The sequence below is a fragment of the Ancylobacter aquaticus genome (genome assembly GCF_004339465.1).
GTDB classification, from domain to species: domain Bacteria; phylum Pseudomonadota; class Alphaproteobacteria; order Rhizobiales; family Xanthobacteraceae; genus Ancylobacter; species Ancylobacter aquaticus.
Genome location: NZ_SMFY01000002.1, coordinates 667,974 through 689,172, shown reverse-complemented (window position 1 = coordinate 689,172; position 21,199 = coordinate 667,974). Strand labels below are relative to the sequence as shown.

Below are 21,199 nucleotides of genomic sequence, written 5' to 3'. Positions count from 1 at the left end.
ACGGCCGCAGGCCGATCCGGGATCGCGTGCCGATACCGGATGACGACCCCGGCTCTCCGCTGCGCTGCGGCTGGGATGACGTCTGGGGAGGCTATGCCCCCGCCTTCGCCGGGCGCGTCACCAGCCAGATGCCAAGGGCGATCGGCACGATGCCGAGAATGTCGAGCGGCGGCACGGCCTCCCCGAGCAGCAGCCAGCCGAAGAACAGGCCGAGCGGCGGCATGAGGAAGTGCAGGCTCGAAGCCGCCGTCGCCGAGGCGCGGGTGAGCAGATAGAACCACAACCCATAGCCGCCTATTGACACCGCGATCACCAGGAAGGCGAGCCCGCCGACCAGATTGGCGGTGAGGCGGATATCGCCGGCGCTCTCGGTGGCCAGCGCCACGGGAATGAGCGCGAGCCCGCCGGCCAGGCACTGCACGGCATTGCCGCTCCACACGCCGCCGCGCGGGGCGAAGTACTTGAACGCCAGCGTGCCGGCGGCCAGCGCGGTCACCCCGCCGCCGATAAGCAGCGTGCCGGCCAGCGTCTCGTGCGCGCCGGCGAGGCGCGAGCGCAGCACGATGACGACGCCAATGAGCCCGAGCGCGATGCCGGCCCATTTGGCGACATTCATCCTCTCGCCCAGCAGGGGCCCGGCGCCCAGCGCCACCAGTAGCGGCAGGCAACTGGTGAGCACCGCCGTATAGGCGGAGGAGGTGAAAGTGAGCGCGGTCCAGTTCAGCCCGAGATAGACGGCGTTGTTGAGGATGCCGATGCCGATGAGCGCGAGGATGTCGCGCCGGCGAATGGGCGGCAGATCGCGGCGGCGGGCGTCGCTGTCCCAGAGCGGGGCGAGGGCCAGCATGATCGAGCCGGCCAGCAGCAGGCGCACCGACAGGAGGATCAGCGGCGGGCAATCGGCGAGCGCCAGCTTGGCCCCGGCAAAGGCCGAGGACCACAGCACGCAGAACAGCGCGACAAGCAGCGGCAGGGGCAAAAAGGTGCGGGGCGCGGAGGCGGCCGCCGCCAATGGCGCCGGGGTCGCCTTCGATGCGGGTGGCATCGCTCGTCTCCATTCTCGGTTGCGCGCACCCTAGGCGAGGCCGCCTCGATCGGAAAACGAGATGTTTTCATGCCCCCCATGAGGAAATTCGATCCTGACGGGGGCGCGGTCACGGTGGGGGCGCCTCACGCCCGCCAGTCATAGATCCAGCGATAGCGCTCCAGCACCGCGTTTTCCGACTGCGTCCGCATGACGAGATCGCGGGCGATCCGGGCCGGGCCGGAGAGGTGATAGATCCGGTCCATGCCGCGGGCGGCGCGCTGTACCCGCGCGGTGCGGGCAAGGCGCGCGGCCTCGTATCGGCGCAGCGCGGCCGGGATGTCTGGCGCGCCTTCTATTTCGCGGGCGAGCACCAGCGCGTCCTCGATCGCCTGCGCCGCGCCCTGCGCGAGGAAGGGCGGCATGGCGTGGGCAGCGTCGCCCAGCAGCGTCACCGGGCCCTCACCCCAGCGGGGCAGCGGGTCGAGATCGAACAGCGCCCAGCGCAGCCAGCGCTCGGGCGACCCGAGCAGCGCGCGGGCGTCGTCGCACCAGCCACGATAATGCGCCAGCAACTCTTCGCGCGGGCCGGCTTCGCTCCAGCCATGCGCCTCGCGTTCGTCCGGGGTGACGGCGACGAGGTTTATCGCCCGGCCGGCTTTGACGGGGTAGCTGACGAGGTGGGCGCCCGGGCCGAGCCAGAGCCGGGTCACCGGATCGGTGAGGCGGGCGGGCAGGGCCTCCACCGGCACGGTGGCGCGCCAGGCGGCGCGGTGGCGGAACGAGGGGGCGGCCGAGGGATGGAGGCCACCGCGCACCACCGAGCGCAGGCCATCGGCACCGATAAGCGCATCGGCGGCCAGCGACGCCTCGGCCCCTGCGTGGCGAAGCTTCAGGGTGACGCCGGCGCTGTCGTGAGTGAAGCTCTCAAGCGCGTGGCCGAGCCTGAGCGTGATCGCCGGCCGCTCGCTAACCGCGTCGAGCAGGGCGGATTGCAGATCGGCGCGGTGGATGACGAGGAAGGGCCCGCCGAACCGCGCCTCGGCGGCCACACCCATCGGGCCGCCGGCGAGCCGCGTGCCGCGCCGCCCGTCGAGTACCGCGAAAGCCGTGGGGACCACCGCCTGTTCGGCGACGCGCTCATAGACACCGAGCGCCTGGAGGCAGCGCGTGGCATTGGCAGCGAGCTGGACGCCGGCCCCCGCCTCCTCCAGCGCCGTCGCGCGTTCAAGCACCGTGACGGCACAGCCTGCCTTCGCCAAAGCAAGGGCGGCCGTCAGTCCGCCTATGCCGGCGCCGACGATGGCGATGGAGCGGGCCGGCATGAGCGCCGCTCAGGCGGCGGCCGGAATCTCGAACAGCGCGCCGGGCGGGGTCGATTCGGTGCCGTGCAGGTGGGAGTCGAGCTTGTAGAGCGTCGAGCAATAGGGGCAGACGATCTCGTCGTCCGAGCCCATGTCGAGGAAGACATGCGGGTGGTCATAGGGCGGCAGCGCGCCCACGCACATGAACTCCCGCGCCGCGATGAGGATCTTTGGCACGCCGGCCGTATTGTGGAAGTGGGGAACGACGTGGCCCGCCATGATGTTCGCCTGTCCGCGCTCGTGTTGAAACCGGCGCGACCATAGCCGCTGGCGCGCCGCGGTCCAAGGGGCCGGATGCCGCGCCTGTGCATCGCGCCCCATCGCTTCGCCATAATGGACGGGCAGAAAGAGGCAATCGCGCCGCGTGATCCCCATATCATTGCCATGTACCGCTTCTTCGCTGCCTTCGGCTGCCTGCTCGCCTTTGCCGGCGCCGCCCATTGGGTGGTGCCGGCGGGACGGCATGCCTTTGCGCTGGTGAGCGCGCAGGACGACGCGGCGCGGCTGGCCGATCTCCAGCTCGACGGGGTGCTGACCCCCGAGCGGGCCGCCGTGGAAATCGACGCCGCGCTGGTGGACGACGACGCCGAAATGGCGGCCAGCTTCATCGAACTTGCCGACGCGCGCGGCGTGCCTGTCACGGCCGAACGCCGGGCGAGGGTCACGCTGGCCAATGCGCCGGGAGCGAGCTTCGCGCGCGGCGCCGGCAGCTTCGGGCAGGGGTTCTTCACCGGGCAGGGCGAGGACCTCGCGGGGCTCGCCGGCGCGACGGCAGGCGATCTCACCGTGTGGGGCGATGTGCGCGACCTCAGCCGCGAGGCGATGAACTGGGCACGTGGCGAGCCGGTGGACCAGTTCATGGTGAACCTTGCCGGCATCGGCATCGTGGCGACAGGGGCGACCTATGCCGCCTTCGGCGCGCCGTTGACCCTGCGGGCCGGGCTGTCCGTGCTGAAGGGCGCAAGGCGGGCCGGCGTGGTGGGCGGGCGCTTCGCCGGCAACATTACGGCAGCGCTGCGCGGCGGCTCGAAGGCGCAGCTCACGGCGCTGGTGGGCGATCTCGGCACCGCCGGAAGCAAGGCCGGCACGCGCGCCACCTTCGCCGGGCTGCGCCATGTCGACGACGCGGCCGGCGCGGCGCGGCTGAAGGTGCTGGCGCAGGCCAAGGGCGGCAAGACGCTGGCGGTGGTGAAGACGCTGGGGCGCGGGGCGCTGTTCGTCACCGAGGCGATGGCCAAGCTCGCCTTCTGGACGATGGCGGCGGTGCTCAACGTGTTCGGGCTCATTGCCTCGTTCAATTCCATGGTGGTGGCCATGGTTCGCCCGATGTGGAAGAAAAGGCGGCGCCGGCGGCTCTTCCTCCCGGCGTGAGGCTTTTGTGGAGGCGATGATGCGCCGTTCGCTGCTAACGCTTGCTGCCCTTGCCGGGCTCGCGCTGGCGGCCCCGCCGGCCGGTGCGGCGGAGAACCGCTGCGGCTGGTATGTGAACCCGACGCCGGGCAACTGGTACCTCTCCGACCGCGACGGCGACTGGTGGATGCGCTCGCAGGGCGGGATGGAGGCGGAAGGCTTCGACAACGCTCCCGATTTCAACAGCAAGGAATATGTGAAGCTGCAGCCTAACGGTTATGGCTATGGCTGCGCCTGCCTGAGTGTCGACACCGACAAGGCGAAAATGAACATCACCCGCATTTATTCCGGCACCATCCTGCCGCTGTCGCGCTGCCGCAACGACAAGGCGCTGAACAAGCCAGGCTAGCGCTTCGGGGCGCCGGGTTCTGGACCGACCCGCATGCCTTAGGACAACGAATCCTCGCATCCGAGGCGGTACCTGCGCTCTGCGGCGCGGCGGCCGTTCCATTGGCAACTCCGGTGCATCGATGATCAACCTGCATGCCATCAAAGCCAACATCACCACTCTTGCCGTCGATGCCATCGTCAATGCGGCCAATTCGTCGCTGCTCGGCGGTGGCGGAGTGGACGGCGCGATCCACCGCGCGGCTGGACCGGAGATGCTGCACGAATGCCGGCTACTCGGCGGTTGCCGGACCGGCGAGGTCAAGATCACGCGCGGCTACAAGCTGCCGGCGCGCTTCGTCCTGCATACGACGGTCGGTCCGGTCTGGCGTGGGGGCGGGCATGGCGAAGATACGCTGCTGGCGCAATGCTATGGCAGAAGCATCGAGCTCGCGCGCACGCATGGCCTCGGCAGCATCGCCTTCCCGGGCATCAGCACCGGGCGCTACGGCTATCCGATCGAGCGTGCGGCGGGGATCGCGGTGGCGACGGCGGCGGAATTCCGCGACCAGGCGGGCGTGCTGGGGGAAATCATCTTCTGCTGCTTCTCCGACGCCGACCTTCGGGTCTATGAGGCTTTCCTGGCCGGACTGGAGGCGTGACGCTGTCGCGCAGCCCTTGGCAGCGGCGGCGCGGCTGACTAGCGTGCCCGCTCCCCCGGATGGAGCACCTTATGCCGACTTTTCGCCATGACGGAATCGAGCTTGCCTATCTCGACGAGGGGGAGGGCGAGCCGATCGTGCTCGTGCACGGCTTCGGCTCGACCAAGGAGATCAACTGGGTCGGGCCGGGCTGGGTCTCGACGCTGACCGGGGCCGGGCGGCGGGTGATCGCGCTCGACAATCGCGGCCACGGCGCCTCCGCCAAGCTCTACCAGCCCGAACTCTACGACCCGTGGCTGATGGCCCGCGACGTGATCGGGCTGATCGACCATCTCGACCTCGGCCGGGTCGACCTGATGGGCTATTCGATGGGCGGGCGCATCAGCGCCTGTGCTGCGCTCACCGCGCCGGAGCGGGTGCGCAGCCTCGTTCTCGGCGGCATCGGCATCCATCTGATCGCCGGCGCAGGCTTGCCGATCACCATTGCCGACGCCCTGCGCGCCCCCAGCCTCGCCGACGTGACCGACCCGATGGGACGCATGTTCCGCGCCTTCGCCGACCAGACCAACAGCGACCGCGAGGCACTGGCGGCGTGCATCGTCGGCTCACGCCGCACGCTGAGCCGCGAGGAGGTGGCGCGCATTGCCGTGCCGACGCTGATCGCGGTGGGCACGCGCGACGAGGTGGCCGGCGCTCCGGCCCCGCTCGCGGCGCTGATCCCCGATGCGCGGGCGATCGACATTCCCGACCGCGACCATATGCGCGCGGTGGGCGACAAGGTGTTCAAGGAGGCGGTGCTGGCCTTCCTCGACGAGCCGCGCTGAGGCGGCCGGGTGGGGGTGCCAGAATGCCGGACGGGCACGCTTGCATTTTGATTCAACAACGCCCGAAAGCTGAATCAACGGAATCGCTTGGCGGACGTAGTTGCCACGGCGATTCAGGTCGGCTTCATGTTCTGATTCAACGTCGCCGCCTGCCGCCGTGGGGGCGCCGATCATGCATTTGTGCAATGGCGGCGGCGTAGGCCGGCCGGGGCGCCTGTGCTAGGCTCACCCCAACTCGGGACATCCGGCTGACGCCTGCGGGCGAACGGCGAGGGTAGAAAAATGGCTGTGAATTCTCTTCAGCGCGTCGAGGCGCCGCGCGCGCTCGACAAGGTCGATCCGGTCTGGGCGCGCATTCGCGCCGAGGCGGAAACGATCACCCAGCGCGAGCCGGCTCTCGCCAGCTTCGTGTTCTCCACCGTGCTCTACCACACCACGCTGGAACGGGCGGTGGCGCACCGCATCGCCCAGCGGCTCGACCATGGCGACGTGCCGGCGGACATCATCCGCCAGGCCTTCGAGGAGGCGGTGGCGGACGAGCCCGGGCTCGGGGTCGCCATCCGCGCCGACATCGTCGCCGTGCTCGACCGCGACCCGGCGACCGACCGGGCGATCCAGCCGCTGCTCTATTACAAGGGCTTCCACGCCATCCAGACCCATCGGCTGGCGCACTGGTTGTGGAAGAACGGGCGCACCGACTTCGCGCTCTATCTGCAGAGCCGCTCCTCCGCTGTGAACCAGGTGGACATCAACCCGGCGGCGCCGTTCGGGCGGGGCATTTTCTTCGACCACGCCACCGGCATCGTGGTGGGCGAGACGGCTGTCATCGAGGATAATGTCTCCGTGCTGCAGGGGGTGACGCTCGGCGGCACCGGCAAGGAGCATGGCGACCGCCACCCGAAAATCCGTCACGGCGTGCTGCTGGGCGCCGGCGCGAAGGTGCTCGGCAATATCGAGGTGGGCCATTGCGCCCGCGTGGCCGCCGGCTCGGTGGTGCTGAAGCCGGTGCCGGCCCGCACCACCGTGGCCGGGGTGCCGGCCAAGGTGGTGGGCGAGGCCGGCTGTGCCGAGCCCTCGCGCAGCATGGACCAGATGTTCGACCAGTTCTCCGACATGCCTTCCTTCCTCGGCGAGGCGATCTGAGCTGATGGTGTGAACAGCCGATTGTGCCGGCGCGGTTGCGCCGGCCGGCCCGTCGTGGCAAGCCTGCCGCCCGATCAACCCCCTTGGGAGCACGGACTTGGAAAAGAAGGACCTGGAGCGCGTCCAGACCTATATGCGGCGCCTGTTCACCAACACGCAGCTGCGCGTCGTCGCGCGGCCGAAGAAGAAGGATTCGGCCGAGGTCTATCTCGGCGACGAGTTCATCGGCGTCCTGTTCGAGGACAAGGAAGACGGCGAGCTCTCCTACAATTTCCAGATGGCGATCCTCGACACCGACCTTGAGGACTGACGGCGATGCCCGTCTACGCACTCGACGGGGTGGCGCCGGACCTGCCGGCGCTGGGCCGCTGGTGGATCGCCCCCACGGCCGAGGTGATCGGCAATGTGCTGGTCGGCGACGAGGCGAGCGTGTGGTTCGGCTCGGTTATACGCGGCGACAATGAGCGCATCACGCTCGGTGCCCGGGTGAACATCCAGGAACTGTGCGTGCTGCACACCGATCCCGGTTTCCCCATGACCATCGGCGACGACTGCACCATCGGCCACAAGGCGATGCTGCACGGCTGCACGATCGGCGCCAACAGCCTGATCGGCATGGGTGCGACGCTGCTGAACGGCGCAAAAATCGGCCGCAACTGCCTGGTCGGCGCCGGGGCGCTGATCACCGAGGGCAAGGAATATCCCGACAATTGCCTCATCGTCGGCGCGCCGGGCAAGGTGATCCGCACCCTCGACGAGGCGATGGAAAAGCGCATCCACGGCACCGCCGCGCACTATGTGCGCAACTGGCGGCGCTTCGCCGAAGGGCTGCGCCGGATCGACTGAGGCGCGTTTTCGCCATCCCGGACGGCCAAGGGCCGATCCGGGATCGCGCGGCCGCGGCGTACGATCCCGGCTCTCGCCGCGCTCGGCCGGGATGACGGGGTAAACCCTAGTTCCGGCCAACCGAGAGCGGGGCCAGCACGTCGCCGAGCGAGACCCAGCTGTCGGTGTCCTGCTGCGCCTGACGCTTGACGAAGCGGTAGCCGGTTTCGTGCCATAGCACGATCGCGGCTTCCTGGTTGTCGAGCACGAGGTCGCCGCGGTCGGTGACGACGGTGAGAACCGCGTGGCCGTCTCCCTGATGGTCGCGCACCACGGTGGCGAGCAGCGTATCGCCCGGCCAGCCCAGCGCCACCAGCGTGCGGCGCTTCAGCAGCACATAGTCCTCGCAATCGCCGAAGCCGTCATCGGGGTAGGTCCAGCGCTCGATCTCGCCATAATGTTCGAGGTCGGTCATCGGCTGGATGCGCCCGTTGATCTCGTCATTGACCTCGCGCAGCTGGGCGAAATTGGCCTCGGTCAGCGCCACCTTGCCGCCGCTGCCAGTGCGGGGGCCGCAATCGGCGGGGTTCTCCGCGCAGAACTGGAAATAGCCCATCGGCACGGCGGTGTGCGCGCCGACCGCCATGTTGGCGGCGAAGCTGGAAAGCATCGCCACCGTCTTTTCCGCCTGGGCGGGCGCGGCATGCGTGAGCACCGCCGCAACGGTTGCCGCAAGAACCGCCTGACCCGCCGCGAGAAGGGCCCGTTCGAGCCTCTTTTTCATCGCGTACCTCATCCCTGTCACTGAATGAGAGCTTAGCGCAGAGGGTTTTATACCCGTCTAAGCGATGTCGATGATTCGTAACAACGCTAGACAGGGAATGTTAATAGGTTTTCTAGTGTCGTTAACCACGGCAATAGGCAAACTGTTCATCACGCCGCTTAAGCCCGCGGCAAGGCATGTGTCGCGAGGAGAGGTGCCGCGCTCACGGCAAGATGCCTTGCCGCCGGGCCTGTGCCGGCCTATGTGATCGGCGTGCTCGAACCGCCCCGCCTTGCCGCCCACAGACGCGAACCTATTCTCAACGTGCCGCCGGTGATCACCGTGCTGGCGGCGGTGATGCTGCTCATCCAGCTGGTGCGCGACTGGGTGGACCTTGAGACGGGGGTCGAGATCCTGGCGTTGTTCGCCTTCATTCCGGCGCGCTTCGACCCCTCCGTGCTGGCCGAGGGCGTGCTGCCGGGCGGCCTGGCGGCGGATGTGTGGACGTTCGTCACCTATGCGTTCCTGCATGGCGGCTGGGCCCATGTCGGCCTGAACCTGTTGTGGATGCTTGCCTTCGGTACGCCGGTGGCGCGTCGCTTCGGGGTGCTGCGCTTCCTGCTCTTCTTCGCCGTCACGGCGGCGGCGGGTGCGGGGCTGCATCTCGTCACCCATGAGGGTGAGCTGGTTCCCATGATCGGCGCGTCAGCGGCGGTGTCGGGCTGCATGGCGGCCGCCCTGCGCTTCATGTTCGCCCAGCCGAGCCGGGGTGCCTGGCGGCCGGGTGCCATGGAAAACGCGGTGCATCTGCCGGCGCCGCCGCTGATGGAAGTGATGCGCGACCGGCGGGTGATCGGCTTCGTCGCCGTGTGGTTCGTCATCAATCTCGCCTTCGGCCTCGGCGAGCCGGCCGGCTTTGTCGATGGCAGCATCGCCTGGCAGGCGCATATCGGCGGCTTCCTCGCCGGCCTGCTGGCGTTTCCGCTGTTCGACCCGATCAAGCGCCGGCCCGGGGGCGACAGCTTTTCCCGCGCCACCCGCCACTGACGGGCCTCAACTGATTGGTGCGCCGCCCCTTGCCTGACGCAGGGTTAAAGCGGATCATTCCCGACATGGCTCGCCCGCACAGCGGGAAGAAGCCGAATGAACGGGTGGCGGACCACAGGGTGATCCGTCCGCCCGGACAATCCGGGAAGGAGGCTTGCATGACGGTTCGGACCATTCTTGAAGAAAAGGGCTTCGACGTTCAGACGATCGCGCCAGAGGCGACGCTGCGCGAAGCGACGGAGCTTCTCGCCGCCAAGCGTATCGGCGCCATCGTGGTGACGGACCCGGAGCGCCGGGTGGTCGGCATCCTGTCGGAGCGCGACGTGGTGCGCGTGGTCGGGCTGGACGGGCCGGGCCGCCTCGACGACACGGTCGCCTCGGTGATGACCTCGCGGGTCGTCACCTGCGAGGGCAACGAGACCGTCCACCAGATCATGGAGCACATGACCGCCGGGCGCTTCCGCCATCTGCCTGTCGTGCAGGGCGGCAAGCTGGTCGGCATCATCTCCATCGGCGACGTGGTGAAGCAGCGCCTCGCCGAAATGGAGCGCGAAAGCCACGCCATGCGGGAATACATCCTCTCGGCGTGAGACCTGCCTGTGAGGGGCGTCACTCCGGGCGGCGGCCGGCCGGGATGACGCCCAAGGCCGCCGCCGGCCCTAGAAGCGCGGCGTGTCGGTCTTCTTCGGCGCGCCATAGACCTTGGCAGGGTCGAACAGGCGGCCTTCATCGTTGACGGCGAGCTTCAGCTCCGGCGACGGCGCCGTGCCGAGCGGCACGGAGCGGAAGAAGCAGGAGCGGTGCCCGGTGTGGCAGGCGGCGCCGGGCACGCCGGGGCCGAGGGCCGGCATGCGCACGCGCAGCACCACGGCGTCCTGGTCGCAGTCGACGCGTAGCTCGACCAGCGTCTGGAAGTGGCCGCTCTCCTCGCCCTTCTTCCACAGCTTGCCACGCGAGCGGCTGTAATAGTGGGCAATGCCGGTTTCGATGGTCAGTGCCAGCGCCCGCGCGTCCATATGCGCGACCATGAGCACGGTGCCGTCATCGGCGTCGACGGTGACGGCGGTGACGAGGCCGTCGGCGTCGAATTTCGGGGAGAGGCGCTCACCCTCCTCGATCTCGGCCTTGCTGCCGGGGGAGGCGAAGAACGAATCGGTCACGGGAGCCTGCGCAGACGCGCGCTCACGGACGCATGCCGCGCAGCAGGCTCATGAAGCGAACCTGCTCCTGCGGGTCGTCGCGGAACACGCCGGTGAACTGGGTGGTGACGGTGGAGGCGCCCTGCTTGCGCACGCCGCGCATGGCCATGCACATATGCTCGGCCTCGATCAGAATGGCGACGCCGCGCGGCTTCAGGATCTCGTCCATCGCGGTGATGATCTGCGAGGTCAGGTGCTCCTGCGTCTGCAGGCGCCGGGCGAAGATGTCGACGATGCGGGCGATCTTCGACAGGCCCACCACGCGCTCGACCGGGAAATAGGCGATATGCGCCTTGCCGACGAAAGGCACCATGTGGTGCTCGCAATGGGAGTGGAACTCGATGTCGCGCACCATCACCATGTCGTCGAAATTGCCGATCTCGCCGAAGGTGCGGTCGAGAATGGATTCCGGCGCCGCGCGGTAGCCGCTGTACAGTTCCTCATAGGCGCGCACCACACGCTTGGGCGTGTCGAGCAGGCCCTCGCGCTCGGGGTCGTCGCCGGCCCACGCGATCAGCGTGCGAACGGCAGCTTCAGCGTCCTCGCGGCTCGGACGGCGCGCGGCAGACGCCTCCATCTCGCTCTGGGCGCTGCGCATCAGTGATTTAAGCACGGCATCCATGACGAACTCCGTTCGACGCATTTCCCGCCGGGCACCGTCGCGTGCCCGGTCAGATCCGTCCTACGTGCCAATACCCGCCACGGATCAGCATCATACCAACCTTAGCCGCCCCGCGCGCCTGCTGGAAGGCAGATCGCGCGCGTTGCTTTCGCCCGGCGCCCACCACACCTATATAAGCCAGTGCGGGCAGGCCGCAATGCGGGCGGGAGTGGCCCTTGCGGGGATGAACGCTGCCTTTGAACGGATCGAACCGGCATGCTGAACGACGTCTATAACCGCCGCATCCTGGAACTGGCCGCCGACATACCACGGCTCGGGCGGCTCGCCGCGCCCGATGCGTCGGCAACGGCGCATTCCCGGCTTTGCGGCTCCACAGTCACCATCGATCTTGCCGTGAGCGAAGGGGTGGTGACGGATTTCGCCCATGAGGTGCGTGCCTGCGCCCTCGGGCAGGCTTCCTCCTCGGTGATGGGCGCGCTCGTCGTCGGCGCCACCACGGAGGAACTGCGCGAGGTGCGCGAGGCGATGCGCCGCATGCTGAAGGAGAACGGCCCGCCGCCACAGGGGCGCTGGGCGGAACTTGCCGTGCTGGAGCCGGTGCGCGACTACAAGGCGCGCCACGCCTCGACCCTGCTGACCTTCGACGCTGTCGTCGATGCGATCGGCCAGATCGAGGCCCGCGATGCTGCCCGTGCGGCGGCGGAGTAGGGTCTTTTTCGCTGGTGGCCGTCAGCCCGGCCGAAGCGAAGCGGAGAGCCGTGATCGCTGCCGTGCTGCAGGCGATCCCGGATCGGCCGGCGGCCGTCCGGGATGGCGGTGCGTTCTGGAGCGGCCTCACTCCCAGCAGGGGCTCAGCGTTCGGTGAAGAAGGTGAACAGCACTTCGTCCTTCTCGCCGGTGAGGCAGAGAAAGCGGTTGGCGGTATCGGAGCGGTCGCGTTGGATATAGGCCTCGCCCATGATGATGCCCTTGACCGCCGTGTCGCCGAGCTTGCCTTCGGCCTGCGCGATGGTGAGGCCGTCCACGTCCATATAAATGTCCTCGATCGAGGGCGACGCCTTTTTGAGCTTGGCAAGCGCGTCGGCCTTGCAGGCCGCGACGCGCTGCATGTCCGGGTCGACCTCCGGGGACGTGGCGGCGGAAGGTTCGGGCTGGGTGCCGCCGGCCGGGCCGGGCGGGACATGCCCCGCTGCCGGCGGTTCGGGGGCGGGCATTGGTTGCGCGGGCGTCTCCGGCGCGGGCGGCTGCTGAGAGAGCGCGGGGCTCGCGGCAGCGAGGCTTCCAGCCAGAGCCGCCATCATCCAGAATCTGATTGCCGTCATCGCGCTCTCCCCCTGGCGGCCGGCACCCGTGCCGGCCCTCCACAGGGGCAACGCGGCCGAGTCCGGACGGTTCCGGGTTAGGGGCGGAGAATGCGCGAACCGAACGCAAAGACCAGCCTTGTCGCCCTCGTGGCGCGGCTGCCCCGGCTGATGCTGCGGGTGCCGATCCTGGTCTATCGCTACACCTTCTCGGCTTTCATGGGGCGGCAGTGCCGCTATCTCCCCACCTGCTCGGAATTCGCCGAGGAGGCGATTGACCGGCATGGCGCCTGGGCGGGCGGCTGGATGGCGGCGGGGCGCATCTGCCGCTGCCAGCCCTGGGGCGGGTCGGGCTTCGAGCCGGTACCGCCCGAATTGCCGGCAAAAGCCACGTGGTATATGCCGTGGCGCTATGCGCGGACCCCGAAGGCAGAGGGCGCGCGCGACACGTGACCACCCGTTGAGCCTACCTGCGTGGTTCGCAGGAGTGGGCAGGAGAAAAGCTGATGACCGAAATCCATTTGACCTTCCCCGATGGCGCCGTCCGAGCCTTTGCCTCCGGCATCACCGGCACCGAGGTCGCCGCCTCCATCGCCAAGTCGCTGGCCAAGAAGTCGCTGGCGATGAAGCTCGACGGGGTGCTGAGCGACCTTTCCGACCCCATCACGTCGGATGCGAAGTTCGAGCTCGTCACCCGCGAGAGCCCCGAAGCGCTGGAACTCATCCGCCATGACGCCGCCCATGTGCTGGCCGAGGCGGTGCAGGCGCTGTGGCCGGGCACGCAGGTGACGATCGGCCCGGTGATCGAGAACGGGTTCTATTACGACTTCTTCCGCAACGAGCCGTTCACCCCGGACGATTTCGCCGCCATCGAGAAGAAGATGCGCGAGATCATCGCCAGCGATGCGCCTTTCACCAAGGAGGTGTGGGAGCGCGAGGAGACCAAGCGCGTCTTCAAGGAGAAGGGCGAGGCGTTCAAGGTCGAGCTGGTGGACGCCATTCCCGCCGACCAGTCGCTGAAAATCTACCGGCAGGGCGAATGGTTCGACCTCTGCCGTGGCCCGCACATGCCGAGTGTCGGCAAGGTGGGCGACGCCTTCAAGCTGATGAAGGTGGCCGGCGCCTATTGGCGCGGCGACAGCAACAACCAGATGCTGACCCGCATCTATGGTACGGCCTGGCGCACCCGCGAGGAACTCGACGCCTATATCCTCCAGCTTGAGGAAGCGGAGAAGCGCGACCACCGCCGGCTCGGCCGGGAGATGGACCTGTTCCACTTCCAGGAGGAAGGGCCGGGCGTCGTGTTCTGGCACGCGAAGGGCTGGACCCTGTTCCAGAACCTCGTGTCCTATATGCGCCGGCGCTTGGCGGCCGACTATGCCGAGGTGAACGCCCCGCAGGTGCTCGACAAGTCGCTGTGGGAGACCTCCGGCCACTGGGGCTGGTACAAGGAGAACATGTTTAAGGTCCAGTCCGCCGGCGACACCGAGGACAATGACCGTGTCTTCGCGCTCAAGCCGATGAACTGCCCCGGCCATGTGCAGATTTTCAAGCACGGGCTGAAGAGCTACCGCGACCTGCCCATGCGCCTCGCCGAATTCGGCAATGTGCACCGCTACGAGCCTTCCGGCGCGCTGCACGGGCTGATGCGGGTGCGCGGCTTCACCCAGGACGACGCCCACATCTTCTGCACCGAGGAGCAGATGGCGGCGGAGTGCCTGAAGATCAACGAGCTGATCCTGTCCACCTATGCCGATTTCGGCTTCGAGGAGATCGTGGTCAAGCTCTCCACCCGGCCGGAAAAGCGGGTCGGGTCGGACGCGGTGTGGGACCACGCCGAGGACGTGATGGGCCGGGTGCTGACCCAGATCGAGGCGGAATCGGGCGGCAAGATCAAGACCGGCATCCTGCCGGGCGAGGGCGCTTTCTACGGCCCCAAGTTCGAGTACACGCTGCGCGACGCGATCGGCCGCGAATGGCAGTGCGGCACCACGCAGGTCGACTTCAACCTGCCGGAGCGCTTCGGCGCCTTCTATGTCGATGCGGACGGCTCGAAGAAGACGCCGGTCATGATCCACCGCGCCATTTGCGGCTCGATGGAGCGCTTCACCGGCATTCTCATCGAGCACTTCGCCGGCCATTTCCCGCTCTGGCTGGCGCCGGTGCAGGCGGTGGTGGCGACCATCACCTCCGAGGGCGACGACTACGCGCAGGAGATTCTTGCACTGGCGAAGAAGCGCGGGCTGCGGGTCGAGCAGGACCTGCGCAACGAGAAGATCAACTACAAGGTGCGCGAGCACTCGCTTGCCAAGGTGCCGGCGCTGATCGTGGTCGGGCGCAAGGAAGCGGCGGAGCGCACCGTCTCCATCCGCCGCCTCGGCTCGCCCAACCAGACCACGTTGACACTGGACGAGGCGCTGGCCTCGCTGGTGGCGGAGGCGACCCCGCCGGACGTGCTGCGGGACTGAGGGCTGCAACATCGTACTGCGCGGCCGGCCGTTGGCCGGCTCCGCATGACGGCGGGTTGAACGGATGAGGGGCGCTTTCCCTTATTTCTCCGGTGTTTCCGCCGGGCGGATGGGCGTGGGGATCGGCGGGGGCGGGTAGGGCTCGGTCTCGCGCCGCAGGCTGGGATTGCTGGTGGCGCCGGGCACGTTGAGCCGGCGCTGCTGGGGCGTCCAATAGGAGGGGCCCTGCATCAGGTTCTGGCTGTTGGGGCGAACCGCATTGGGGCGCTTTGGCATGTAGGGGCTCGGCTTTGTCGTGACCTGGGCGAAGGCGGTGCTGGCCATAAGCGCCGCTGTCCCTGCGAGAAGGAACGTTCGGACTCTCTTCATTGCAGAACGTGCGCCTCCCATGTCCTTCATGTAGGGCGTCGTGCAGCGATCCGCCATGCCCACCCTGCCACCCTGCCGCCCTACCCGAATAGGGGACAGGGGGGTGGAGGGCGGAACACGCAGAGTTTGTCGTCGGTTGGCGCCGTCGGCGGCGTTGCTAAGGGCGGGCATTGTGTGGATAGTCCGGCCTGCCCGCGTCCGGGCAGAGGTCGGGAAGACGGTGGAAACGCGCTCATGACAGACCAGAATGCGTCGATTCTGGTGGTCGACGATGTCGCCGAGAACCGCGACCTGCTGATGCGCCGGCTCAAGCGGCTGGGCTTCAGCCATATCGACGAGGCCGCCAACGGCATCGAGGCATTGGCCGCGATCGACCAGAAGCCCTACGACCTCGTGCTGCTCGACATCATGATGCCGGAACTGGACGGGTTCGGCGTGCTCGACCGGCTGCGGGCCGACGGGCGGATCAACGATCTGCCGGTCATCGTGGTCTCGGCGCTCAACGAGATCGAGCCGGTGGTGCGCTGCATCGAGCTGGGCGCCGACGACTTCATCTTCAAGCCCTTCAACCCGACGCTGCTGCGTGCCCGCGTGCTCGCCACGCTGGAGAAGAAGGGGTTGCGCGACCGCACCCGCGATGAACTGAAGCGCAAGCACGCGGAACTCATCGAAGCGCGCACGCTGCAGCTCGCGCTGGTGCCGCCGGCCTTCGCGGGGCTGGTTGGCGGGCGCGGCCTTGCCATCGACGTGCTGCTGGAGCCGGCCAAGGAGGTCGGCGGCGACCTTGTCGACTATTTCCCCGCAGGCGAGGGCAAGATGGCGCTGGTGATCGGCGACGTCTCCGACAAGGGCGCGGGCGCGGCGCTGATGATGGCGCGCACCCATTCCATGTTCCGCTCGCTCGGCACCCGGCCGGACGCGGCCGAACTCTTCGCCGATCCGGCGCGGGCGGTGGGTCTGGTGAACGACGCGCTGGCGCGCGGCAACGCCTCCTGCATGTTCGTGACGCTGCTGCTGGCAGTGCTGGACATCGCCACCGGCACCCTCGCCTATGTGCGCGCCGGCCATGTGCCGCCCTATCTGCGCGCCGTCGATGGTTCGGTGTCGCGGCTCACCGCCGCCGGCGGGCCGGCGCTCGGCGTGGTGGAGGACTTCGTCTTCCGCGCCGCTTCCGTCACCCTCGCTCCGGGCGAGCGGCTGCTGGTGGTGACGGATGGGCTGACCGAGGCGCATGACCATGCCGGCGAGCTCTACGGCGAGGAGCGGGTAGGCGATTTTCTGGCCGCGCTTGGCGCGGAGAAGGCGCCCTTGCCGCGTCTGGCGGCGGGAGTGCGGGCCTTCGAGGCCGGGCTGCCGGCCTTTGACGACATGGCGGCGCTGCTGCTGACGCTGGACCCGCCCGGCGCGGCGTGACGATCAGGGGAAGATGGGATGACGGAAGACGAGTGGGTGAGCGAGGCGACGCTGCTGCGCGCGACGCTGGAGAACATGTCGCAGGGCGTCGCCATGTACGACGCCAGGCACCGTCTCGTCACCTGGAACCAGCTGTTCCGCGACTATCTCGACATGCCGGAGGAGTTTCTCGGCACCGAGCACACCTTTTCCGACTATATCCGCTATCTCGGCGCGCGCGGCGAGTTCGGCGAGGTCGATATCGAGACGGCGCTCGCCCAGCGCCTCGCCCAGCTGGAAAAGCCGCACCGTTTCGAGCGCACGCGGCCGGACGGCACCGTGCTCGAAGTGCGGCGCGACCCGGTGCCGGGTGGCGGCTTCATCGCCATCTACACCGATATCACCGAGCGCAAGCTCGCCGAAATGAAGCTGCGCGAGGATGAGGAGCAGCTTCGTGCCATCGACACCGCCGCGCCGATCGGCCTGCTCATCATGGACATGGCGAACAAGGTCGTGCGCCATTCCAATGGCTGCTTCGGCCGGCTGATCGGGCGCGACGCCGGCGCGCTCATTGGCTGCGCGCTGCGCGATCTTTTCGCCGACCCCACGCGCGGGCAGGAACTGGCGGACATCCTCGCCACGCCGTCGAGCGAACGGCAGGAGTTCAACCTGCCGCATGCCGACGGCTCGGCCATCTGCACCATGGTCTCGCATGAGCATCTGGAATTTCGCGGTACCCCGGCGGTGATCGCCACCTTCGTCGACATCAGCGACAGGGTCCGCATGGAGCAGCAACTGCGCGAGGCCAAGGAGGCGGCGGAATCGGCCAGCCGGGTGAAGTCGGCGTTCCTGGCCAATATGAGCCATGAGCTGCGCACGCCGCTCAACGCCATCATCGGCTACAGCGAAATTCTCTCCGAGGACGCCGCCGATGCCGGCGACAGCGCCATGGTGGCCGATCTCGACAAGATCCAGGCGGCGGGCAAGCACCTGCTGGGGCTGATCAACGACATTCTCGACCTTTCCAAGATCGAGGCCGGGCGGATGGATGTCTATCTGGAACAGGTGTTCCTGAGCCGCATGGTCGAGGAGGTGAAGACCATCGTCGGGCCGATGATGCAGAAGAACGGCAACCGCTTCGTCATCGACTGCCCGGTGGAGATCGGCACGCTGCGCACTGACGTTACCAAGCTGAAACAGAGCCTGATCAACCTCCTGAGCAACGCCGCCAAGTTCACCAAGGACGGCACGGTGACGCTGCGCATCGCCCGCGAGACGCTGCCGGACGGCGCGGGTGCCGTGCGCTTCGACGTCTGCGACAGCGGCATCGGCATGAGCGAGGAGCAGATGGGCCGCCTGTTCCAGGCGTTTACCCAGGCGGATTCCTCCACCACCCGCAATTTCGGCGGCACCGGGCTCGGCCTCACCATCACCAAGCATTTCGCCGCCATGCTCGGCGGCGGCATTTCGGTGGCGAGCGAGCCGGGCAAGGGCTCCACCTTCACCATCGAGCTGCCGGTGGAAGCGCGGGTGGCCGGCGCCCAGCCGGACGAGGACGACATCGACGATCCCGGCGCGCCGGCCGCCCCCGGGGCGATCACCGTGCTGGTGGTGGACGACGACCCGGCGGTGCATGACGTGCTCACCGCCACGCTCGGCAAGGAGGGCTATGTTCTGCGCCATGCCCGCGATGGCGTCGAGGCGCTGAACATCATGCGCAAGGAGCCGCCGGATATCGTGACGCTGGACGTGATGATGCCGAAGATCGACGGCTGGTCAGTGCTTGGCATCATGAAGTCGGAGCCGGCGCTGGCGCATATCCCGGTCATCATGCTGACCATCGTCGACGACCGCAATCTCGGCTATTCGCTCGGTGCCTCGGAATACATGACCAAGCCGATCGACCGGCAGCGGCTGATCGCCCTGATCCACAAATTCGCGCCCGGCAACGAGGATGGCGTGGTGCTCGTGGTCGACGATGACGAGCAGGTGCGCGCCATCATGCGCACGACCATCGAGGGGGTTGGCTTGCCCGTCGCCGAGGTGGCGAACGGGGAGGAGGCTCTGGAATGGCTCGGCGCCCACCCGCTGCCCGCCCTCGTCCTGCTGGACCTGATGATGCCGAAAATGGATGGCTTCGAGTTCCTGACAAAGGTCCGGGCGCAGGAGGCCTTCGCGGAACTGCCCATCGTCGTGCTCACCGCCAAGGAACTGACCGAGGACGAGCGCGAGTTTCTCGCCCGCAACACGCTGCTGATCCTGAACAAGGGCGCACAGCCGATCGGCTCGCTCGGCGCGGCGCTCGGCACGATCGCCAGCCACGGCCATTGAGAGGGCGCGATGACGAAAATTCTGCTCGTCGAGGACAATGAGATGAACCGCGACATGCTCTCGCGGAGGCTAGCCCGCAACGGTTTCGAGGTGGTGATCGCGGTCAACGGGCAGGAGGGGGTGGACCTTGCTCTCTCCGAAAAGCCGGCGCTGATCCTGATGGATATGAGCCTGCCGGTGCTGGATGGCTGGGAAGCGACGCGGCAGGTGAAGGCGAACCCGGAGACGGCCGGGATTCCGGTGATCGCCCTCACCGCCCATGCCATGGCCTCGGACCGCGAGCAGGCGATGGCGGCGGGATGCGACGATTTCGATACCAAGCCCGTGGAACTGCCGCGCCTGCTGGAGAAGATCAAGACACGGCTCGGCCTGCAGGAATGAGACAGGCGGGCCGCCGTCACCGTTCTGTCATGCGAAGTTTCCATAACGGCCCGCGCCTTGCGCCCGTGCCGAATCCTCGTGACGCGGCAACGGTTCTCCGCGCGCACATTCGATGATCAATCCGACGACAAGGTAGGCCTATGGCAACCATCGCGCTCATGTTCAGCGGGCTGGGGCTGTTCTTCATCGGGGTGCGCAGTCTTTCCGCCAATCTGGTGCCCCTTGTCGGGCGGCGGGCGCGTGCGGCCTTCGCGAGGGCGCTGCGTGGCAATGTCAGCGCTGCGATCAGCGGCACGCTGGCCGGCATGATCACCCAGAGCTCCACCGCCGTGTCGTGGATCGTCGTCTCCTTCGTGCGTGGCGGCGTGCTGGCCGACGGGCCGGCATTGCTGGCGCCGAGCTGGTCGAATGTCGGCACCTCGCTGCTGCCGCTGATCGTCGCCGTCGACACCTCGACCGCCGCCGGGCTGGTCATCGGCGTCGTCGGCTTCGTCACCTATTTCCGCCTGGCGCGCGGCGACCGCATGCGCAACGTGCTGGAAGCGGCCCTCGGGGCGGGGCTGCTGCTGTTCGGCATGCATCTGGTCTCCGTCGCCGTCGGGCCGATGCGCGAGGGGCTGCTGGGCCATCCCTGGTGGGAATCGGCGGTGCAGAATCCCTGGCTGCTGGCGCTGATCGGTGCCGGCTTCTCTGTGGCCGCGCAATCCTCCTCGGTCGCGGCAGCGCTGGCGGTGGCGGCGGTGGGCGGCGGCCTGCTGGATTTCGGCGCGGCCCTGCCGCTGATCGCCGGCGCCAATGCGGCGGCCATGATCAACAACGCCGTGCTGATCCCCGGAGAGACGCGACCGGGCCGGGTCGTGTTTGCCCTTCAGGTGGTGCAGAAGGGCGGCGGGTCGCTGCTGCTGCTGGCGCTCGCGCTTCTTGCCGCCTGGCGCCCCGATCTGCTGAGCGAGCTGCTTCAACCGAACAATCAGGATGTCGGCGCCAAGCTGGCACTGATCTTCCTCGCCGCGCAGATCGGCGGTTCGCTGATTTCCGCCCTGCTGGACGGAGCGACCCGCCGCGCCGTGGCGCGGCTGCTGCCGATGAACGCGGTGGAGACGCTCTCCCAGCCGGCTTTTCTGCTGCGCGAGGCGCTGTCCGACACCGAGGCGGCGCTGGACCTCGCCACGCGGGAGGTGGCGCGCCTGAGCGCCCGGCTGCCGCAGATGATCGAGCATGTGCGCGAGGAGGGCGACCGCGCGGCCCCCTCCACCGCCGTGCTCCGTGCCGCCGGCGCGAGCCTGACCGAGGCCATCCGCGCCTATCTCGCCTCGCTGCTCGACGCGCAGCTGGCGCGCGACCAGGTGGCGGTGGCACTGCTGCTCGACGATGCGGCGAACAACACCGGCGCGCTGCACGAGGCGCTCGCCGACTACGCGGCAGAGGCCGAGGCCGCTCGCGCCGTGCCGACCGCGCAACGACTCAACGAGGCGCTGCACCTGCTGCTGGGCGCGGTCGCCGACCATGCCGAGAGCCTTGGGGCGGAGGAGCCGGAACTGGTGCTCGCCCTGCTCGGCCATCGCGACCGGCTGATGGAGGATCTGCGCCAGCGCCTCTCCTCGCACAGCGAGCTCACCGCTGAGCAGCAGAACGCGCTGTTCCGCATGACGGTGCTGTTCGAGCGGATCGTGTGGCTGGCGCGGCGGCTGGTGAACGGCTTGACGCAGGTGCAGCGCGCCCAGCAGGCCGAGTGACGACGGTCCGA

At 68.3% G+C, this 21,199-nt stretch carries 24 protein-coding genes; 16 read left to right on the top strand and 8 right to left on the bottom strand.

The genetic code is table 11. The features are described 5' to 3' along the window. Positions 1 to 91: 91 nt before the first annotated feature. The 3 genes from EV667_RS12810 to EV667_RS12800 form a co-directional block, all read right to left on the bottom strand. Positions 92 to 1,045 carry a DMT family transporter gene (locus EV667_RS12810; RefSeq protein WP_245516130.1) on the bottom strand — a complete coding sequence of 318 codons (954 nt, stop codon included), beginning with the start codon at positions 1,043 to 1,045 and terminating at the stop codon, positions 92 to 94. A 125-nt stretch (positions 1,046 to 1,170) separates the two neighbouring features. Continuing rightward, entirely contained in the window at positions 1,171 to 2,349 is a 1,179-nt protein-coding gene (locus EV667_RS12805) for an FAD-dependent monooxygenase (RefSeq protein WP_131835719.1), read from the bottom strand. Between the two features lie 9 nt (positions 2,350 to 2,358). Further along, the gene (locus EV667_RS12800; protein WP_131835718.1) at positions 2,359 to 2,607 is read right to left on the bottom strand and encodes a zinc-finger domain-containing protein; all 249 of its coding nucleotides are present in this window, start codon (positions 2,605 to 2,607) and stop codon (positions 2,359 to 2,361) included. Between the two features lie 75 nt (positions 2,608 to 2,682). Between EV667_RS12800 and EV667_RS12795 the strand changes: the two genes are divergently transcribed. The 7 genes from EV667_RS12795 to EV667_RS12765 all read left to right on the top strand — a co-directional run bounded on the left by EV667_RS12795 (position 2,683) and on the right by EV667_RS12765 (position 7,600). Further along, positions 2,683 to 3,759, top strand: a complete 1,077-nt coding sequence (locus EV667_RS12795) for a hypothetical protein (protein ID WP_245516129.1) — start codon at positions 2,683 to 2,685, stop codon at positions 3,757 to 3,759. A 19-nt stretch (positions 3,760 to 3,778) separates the two neighbouring features. Next, complete coding sequence (locus EV667_RS12790) at positions 3,779 to 4,147, top strand: DUF4087 domain-containing protein (protein ID WP_425359032.1); 369 nt, start codon at positions 3,779 to 3,781, stop codon at positions 4,145 to 4,147. A 121-nt stretch (positions 4,148 to 4,268) separates the two neighbouring features. Beyond that, positions 4,269 to 4,787: an O-acetyl-ADP-ribose deacetylase gene (locus EV667_RS12785; RefSeq protein ID WP_131835716.1), complete on the top strand. Its 519-nt coding sequence runs from the start codon at positions 4,269 to 4,271 to the stop codon at positions 4,785 to 4,787. A gap of 71 nt (positions 4,788 to 4,858) precedes the next feature. Further along, positions 4,859 to 5,611 (top strand): alpha/beta fold hydrolase, encoded by a 753-nt coding sequence (locus EV667_RS12780; RefSeq protein ID WP_131835715.1) that lies wholly within the window; start codon positions 4,859 to 4,861, stop codon positions 5,609 to 5,611. Between the two features lie 282 nt (positions 5,612 to 5,893). Then, complete coding sequence (gene cysE / locus EV667_RS12775) at positions 5,894 to 6,754, top strand: serine O-acetyltransferase (RefSeq protein WP_131835714.1); 861 nt, start codon at positions 5,894 to 5,896, stop codon at positions 6,752 to 6,754. A 97-nt stretch (positions 6,755 to 6,851) separates the two neighbouring features. Further along, positions 6,852 to 7,064 carry a DUF3126 family protein gene (locus EV667_RS12770; RefSeq protein WP_018391302.1) on the top strand — a complete coding sequence of 71 codons (213 nt, stop codon included), beginning with the start codon at positions 6,852 to 6,854 and terminating at the stop codon, positions 7,062 to 7,064. A gap of 5 nt (positions 7,065 to 7,069) precedes the next feature. Next, positions 7,070 to 7,600, top strand: coding sequence for a gamma carbonic anhydrase family protein (locus tag EV667_RS12765; protein ID WP_091436554.1), 531 nt, complete (start codon positions 7,070 to 7,072; stop codon positions 7,598 to 7,600). Positions 7,601 to 7,706: 106 nt separating this feature from the next. Here EV667_RS12765 and EV667_RS12760 read toward each other — a convergent pair whose 3' ends face one another. Beyond that, positions 7,707 to 8,363 carry a transglutaminase-like cysteine peptidase gene (locus tag EV667_RS12760; protein WP_131835713.1) on the bottom strand — a complete coding sequence of 219 codons (657 nt, stop codon included), beginning with the start codon at positions 8,361 to 8,363 and terminating at the stop codon, positions 7,707 to 7,709. Between the two features lie 252 nt (positions 8,364 to 8,615). Here EV667_RS12760 and EV667_RS12755 point away from each other — a divergent pair, with 252 nt between their 5' ends. Both EV667_RS12755 and EV667_RS12750 read left to right on the top strand, forming a co-directional pair. Next, positions 8,616 to 9,389 carry a rhomboid family intramembrane serine protease gene (locus tag EV667_RS12755; RefSeq protein WP_245516128.1) on the top strand — a complete coding sequence of 258 codons (774 nt, stop codon included), beginning with the start codon at positions 8,616 to 8,618 and terminating at the stop codon, positions 9,387 to 9,389. Positions 9,390 to 9,547: 158 nt separating this feature from the next. Further along, a complete protein-coding gene (locus EV667_RS12750; protein WP_018391296.1) occupies positions 9,548 to 9,979 on the top strand; it encodes a CBS domain-containing protein in 432 nt (143 codons plus the stop codon). Positions 9,980 to 10,048: 69 nt separating this feature from the next. On the opposite strand, the gene hisI is transcribed toward EV667_RS12750, so the two are convergent. After that, positions 10,049 to 10,549: a phosphoribosyl-AMP cyclohydrolase gene (gene hisI / locus EV667_RS12745; protein WP_131835711.1), complete on the bottom strand. Its 501-nt coding sequence runs from the start codon at positions 10,547 to 10,549 to the stop codon at positions 10,049 to 10,051. A 22-nt stretch (positions 10,550 to 10,571) separates the two neighbouring features. Next, positions 10,572 to 11,210, bottom strand: a complete 639-nt coding sequence (gene folE, locus EV667_RS12740; protein ID WP_131835710.1) for a GTP cyclohydrolase I FolE — start codon at positions 11,208 to 11,210, stop codon at positions 10,572 to 10,574. Positions 11,211 to 11,465: 255 nt separating this feature from the next. Between folE and EV667_RS12735 the strand changes: the two genes are divergently transcribed. Beyond that, positions 11,466 to 11,918, top strand: a complete 453-nt coding sequence (locus tag EV667_RS12735) for an iron-sulfur cluster assembly scaffold protein (RefSeq protein ID WP_131835709.1) — start codon at positions 11,466 to 11,468, stop codon at positions 11,916 to 11,918. A gap of 143 nt (positions 11,919 to 12,061) precedes the next feature. Here the strand turns inward: EV667_RS12735 and EV667_RS12730 are convergent, their stop codons facing one another. Next, a complete protein-coding gene (locus tag EV667_RS12730) occupies positions 12,062 to 12,532 on the bottom strand; it encodes a hypothetical protein (RefSeq protein ID WP_131835708.1) in 471 nt (156 codons plus the stop codon). 90 nt (positions 12,533 to 12,622) lie between these two features. Between EV667_RS12730 and yidD the strand changes: the two genes are divergently transcribed. Further along, positions 12,623 to 12,964: a membrane protein insertion efficiency factor YidD gene (yidD, locus tag EV667_RS12725; RefSeq protein WP_131835707.1), complete on the top strand. Its 342-nt coding sequence runs from the start codon at positions 12,623 to 12,625 to the stop codon at positions 12,962 to 12,964. A 53-nt stretch (positions 12,965 to 13,017) separates the two neighbouring features. Continuing rightward, on the top strand, positions 13,018 to 14,979 hold the full coding sequence (thrS, locus tag EV667_RS12720) for a threonine--tRNA ligase (RefSeq protein WP_131835706.1): 1,962 nt from the start codon (positions 13,018 to 13,020) through the stop codon (positions 14,977 to 14,979). A gap of 81 nt (positions 14,980 to 15,060) precedes the next feature. Here thrS and EV667_RS12715 read toward each other — a convergent pair whose 3' ends face one another. Beyond that, the gene (locus EV667_RS12715; protein WP_245516127.1) at positions 15,061 to 15,303 is read right to left on the bottom strand and encodes a hypothetical protein; all 243 of its coding nucleotides are present in this window, start codon (positions 15,301 to 15,303) and stop codon (positions 15,061 to 15,063) included. 279 nt (positions 15,304 to 15,582) lie between these two features. On the opposite strand from EV667_RS12715, the gene EV667_RS12710 reads away from it, so the two are divergent. From EV667_RS12710 to EV667_RS12695, 4 genes are all read left to right on the top strand, one after another. After that, entirely contained in the window at positions 15,583 to 16,761 is a 1,179-nt protein-coding gene (locus tag EV667_RS12710; RefSeq protein WP_131835705.1) for a PP2C family protein-serine/threonine phosphatase, read from the top strand. 18 nt (positions 16,762 to 16,779) lie between these two features. Beyond that, the gene (locus EV667_RS12705) at positions 16,780 to 19,071 is read left to right on the top strand and encodes a response regulator (RefSeq protein WP_131835704.1); all 2,292 of its coding nucleotides are present in this window, start codon (positions 16,780 to 16,782) and stop codon (positions 19,069 to 19,071) included. 9 nt (positions 19,072 to 19,080) lie between these two features. Beyond that, entirely contained in the window at positions 19,081 to 19,452 is a 372-nt protein-coding gene (locus EV667_RS12700) for a response regulator (RefSeq protein ID WP_131835703.1), read from the top strand. 140 nt (positions 19,453 to 19,592) lie between these two features. Continuing rightward, positions 19,593 to 21,188 (top strand): Na/Pi cotransporter family protein, encoded by a 1,596-nt coding sequence (locus EV667_RS12695; protein ID WP_131835702.1) that lies wholly within the window; start codon positions 19,593 to 19,595, stop codon positions 21,186 to 21,188. Positions 21,189 to 21,199 lie beyond the last annotated feature (11 nt).

Excerpts from the sequence above, each read along its gene's own strand:
- EV667_RS12810 (WP_245516130.1), bottom strand. The coding sequence starts at position 1,045 with ATGCCACCCGCATCGAAGGCGACCCCGGCGCCATTGGCGGCGGCCGCC.
- EV667_RS12805 (WP_131835719.1), bottom strand. The coding sequence starts at position 2,349 with ATGCCGGCCCGCTCCATCGCCATCGTCGGCGCCGGCATAGGCGGACTG.
- EV667_RS12800 (WP_131835718.1), bottom strand. The coding sequence starts at position 2,607 with ATGGCGGGCCACGTCGTTCCCCACTTCCACAATACGGCCGGCGTGCCA.
- EV667_RS12795 (WP_245516129.1), top strand. The coding sequence starts at position 2,683 with ATGCCGCGCCTGTGCATCGCGCCCCATCGCTTCGCCATAATGGACGGG.
- EV667_RS12790 (WP_425359032.1), top strand. The coding sequence starts at position 3,779 with ATGCGCCGTTCGCTGCTAACGCTTGCTGCCCTTGCCGGGCTCGCGCTG.
- EV667_RS12785 (WP_131835716.1), top strand. The coding sequence starts at position 4,269 with ATGATCAACCTGCATGCCATCAAAGCCAACATCACCACTCTTGCCGTC.
- EV667_RS12780 (WP_131835715.1), top strand. The coding sequence starts at position 4,859 with ATGCCGACTTTTCGCCATGACGGAATCGAGCTTGCCTATCTCGACGAG.
- cysE (WP_131835714.1), top strand. The coding sequence starts at position 5,894 with ATGGCTGTGAATTCTCTTCAGCGCGTCGAGGCGCCGCGCGCGCTCGAC.
- EV667_RS12765 (WP_091436554.1), top strand. The coding sequence starts at position 7,070 with ATGCCCGTCTACGCACTCGACGGGGTGGCGCCGGACCTGCCGGCGCTG.
- EV667_RS12760 (WP_131835713.1), bottom strand. The coding sequence starts at position 8,363 with ATGAAAAAGAGGCTCGAACGGGCCCTTCTCGCGGCGGGTCAGGCGGTT.
- EV667_RS12750 (WP_018391296.1), top strand. The coding sequence starts at position 9,548 with ATGACGGTTCGGACCATTCTTGAAGAAAAGGGCTTCGACGTTCAGACG.
- folE (WP_131835710.1), bottom strand. The coding sequence starts at position 11,210 with ATGGATGCCGTGCTTAAATCACTGATGCGCAGCGCCCAGAGCGAGATG.
- EV667_RS12735 (WP_131835709.1), top strand. The coding sequence starts at position 11,466 with ATGCTGAACGACGTCTATAACCGCCGCATCCTGGAACTGGCCGCCGAC.
- EV667_RS12730 (WP_131835708.1), bottom strand. The coding sequence starts at position 12,532 with ATGACGGCAATCAGATTCTGGATGATGGCGGCTCTGGCTGGAAGCCTC.
- yidD (WP_131835707.1), top strand. The coding sequence starts at position 12,623 with ATGCGCGAACCGAACGCAAAGACCAGCCTTGTCGCCCTCGTGGCGCGG.
- thrS (WP_131835706.1), top strand. The coding sequence starts at position 13,018 with ATGACCGAAATCCATTTGACCTTCCCCGATGGCGCCGTCCGAGCCTTT.
- EV667_RS12715 (WP_245516127.1), bottom strand. The coding sequence starts at position 15,303 with ATGGCCAGCACCGCCTTCGCCCAGGTCACGACAAAGCCGAGCCCCTAC.
- EV667_RS12710 (WP_131835705.1), top strand. The coding sequence starts at position 15,583 with ATGACAGACCAGAATGCGTCGATTCTGGTGGTCGACGATGTCGCCGAG.
- EV667_RS12705 (WP_131835704.1), top strand. The coding sequence starts at position 16,780 with ATGACGGAAGACGAGTGGGTGAGCGAGGCGACGCTGCTGCGCGCGACG.
- EV667_RS12700 (WP_131835703.1), top strand. The coding sequence starts at position 19,081 with ATGACGAAAATTCTGCTCGTCGAGGACAATGAGATGAACCGCGACATG.
- EV667_RS12695 (WP_131835702.1), top strand. The coding sequence starts at position 19,593 with ATGGCAACCATCGCGCTCATGTTCAGCGGGCTGGGGCTGTTCTTCATC.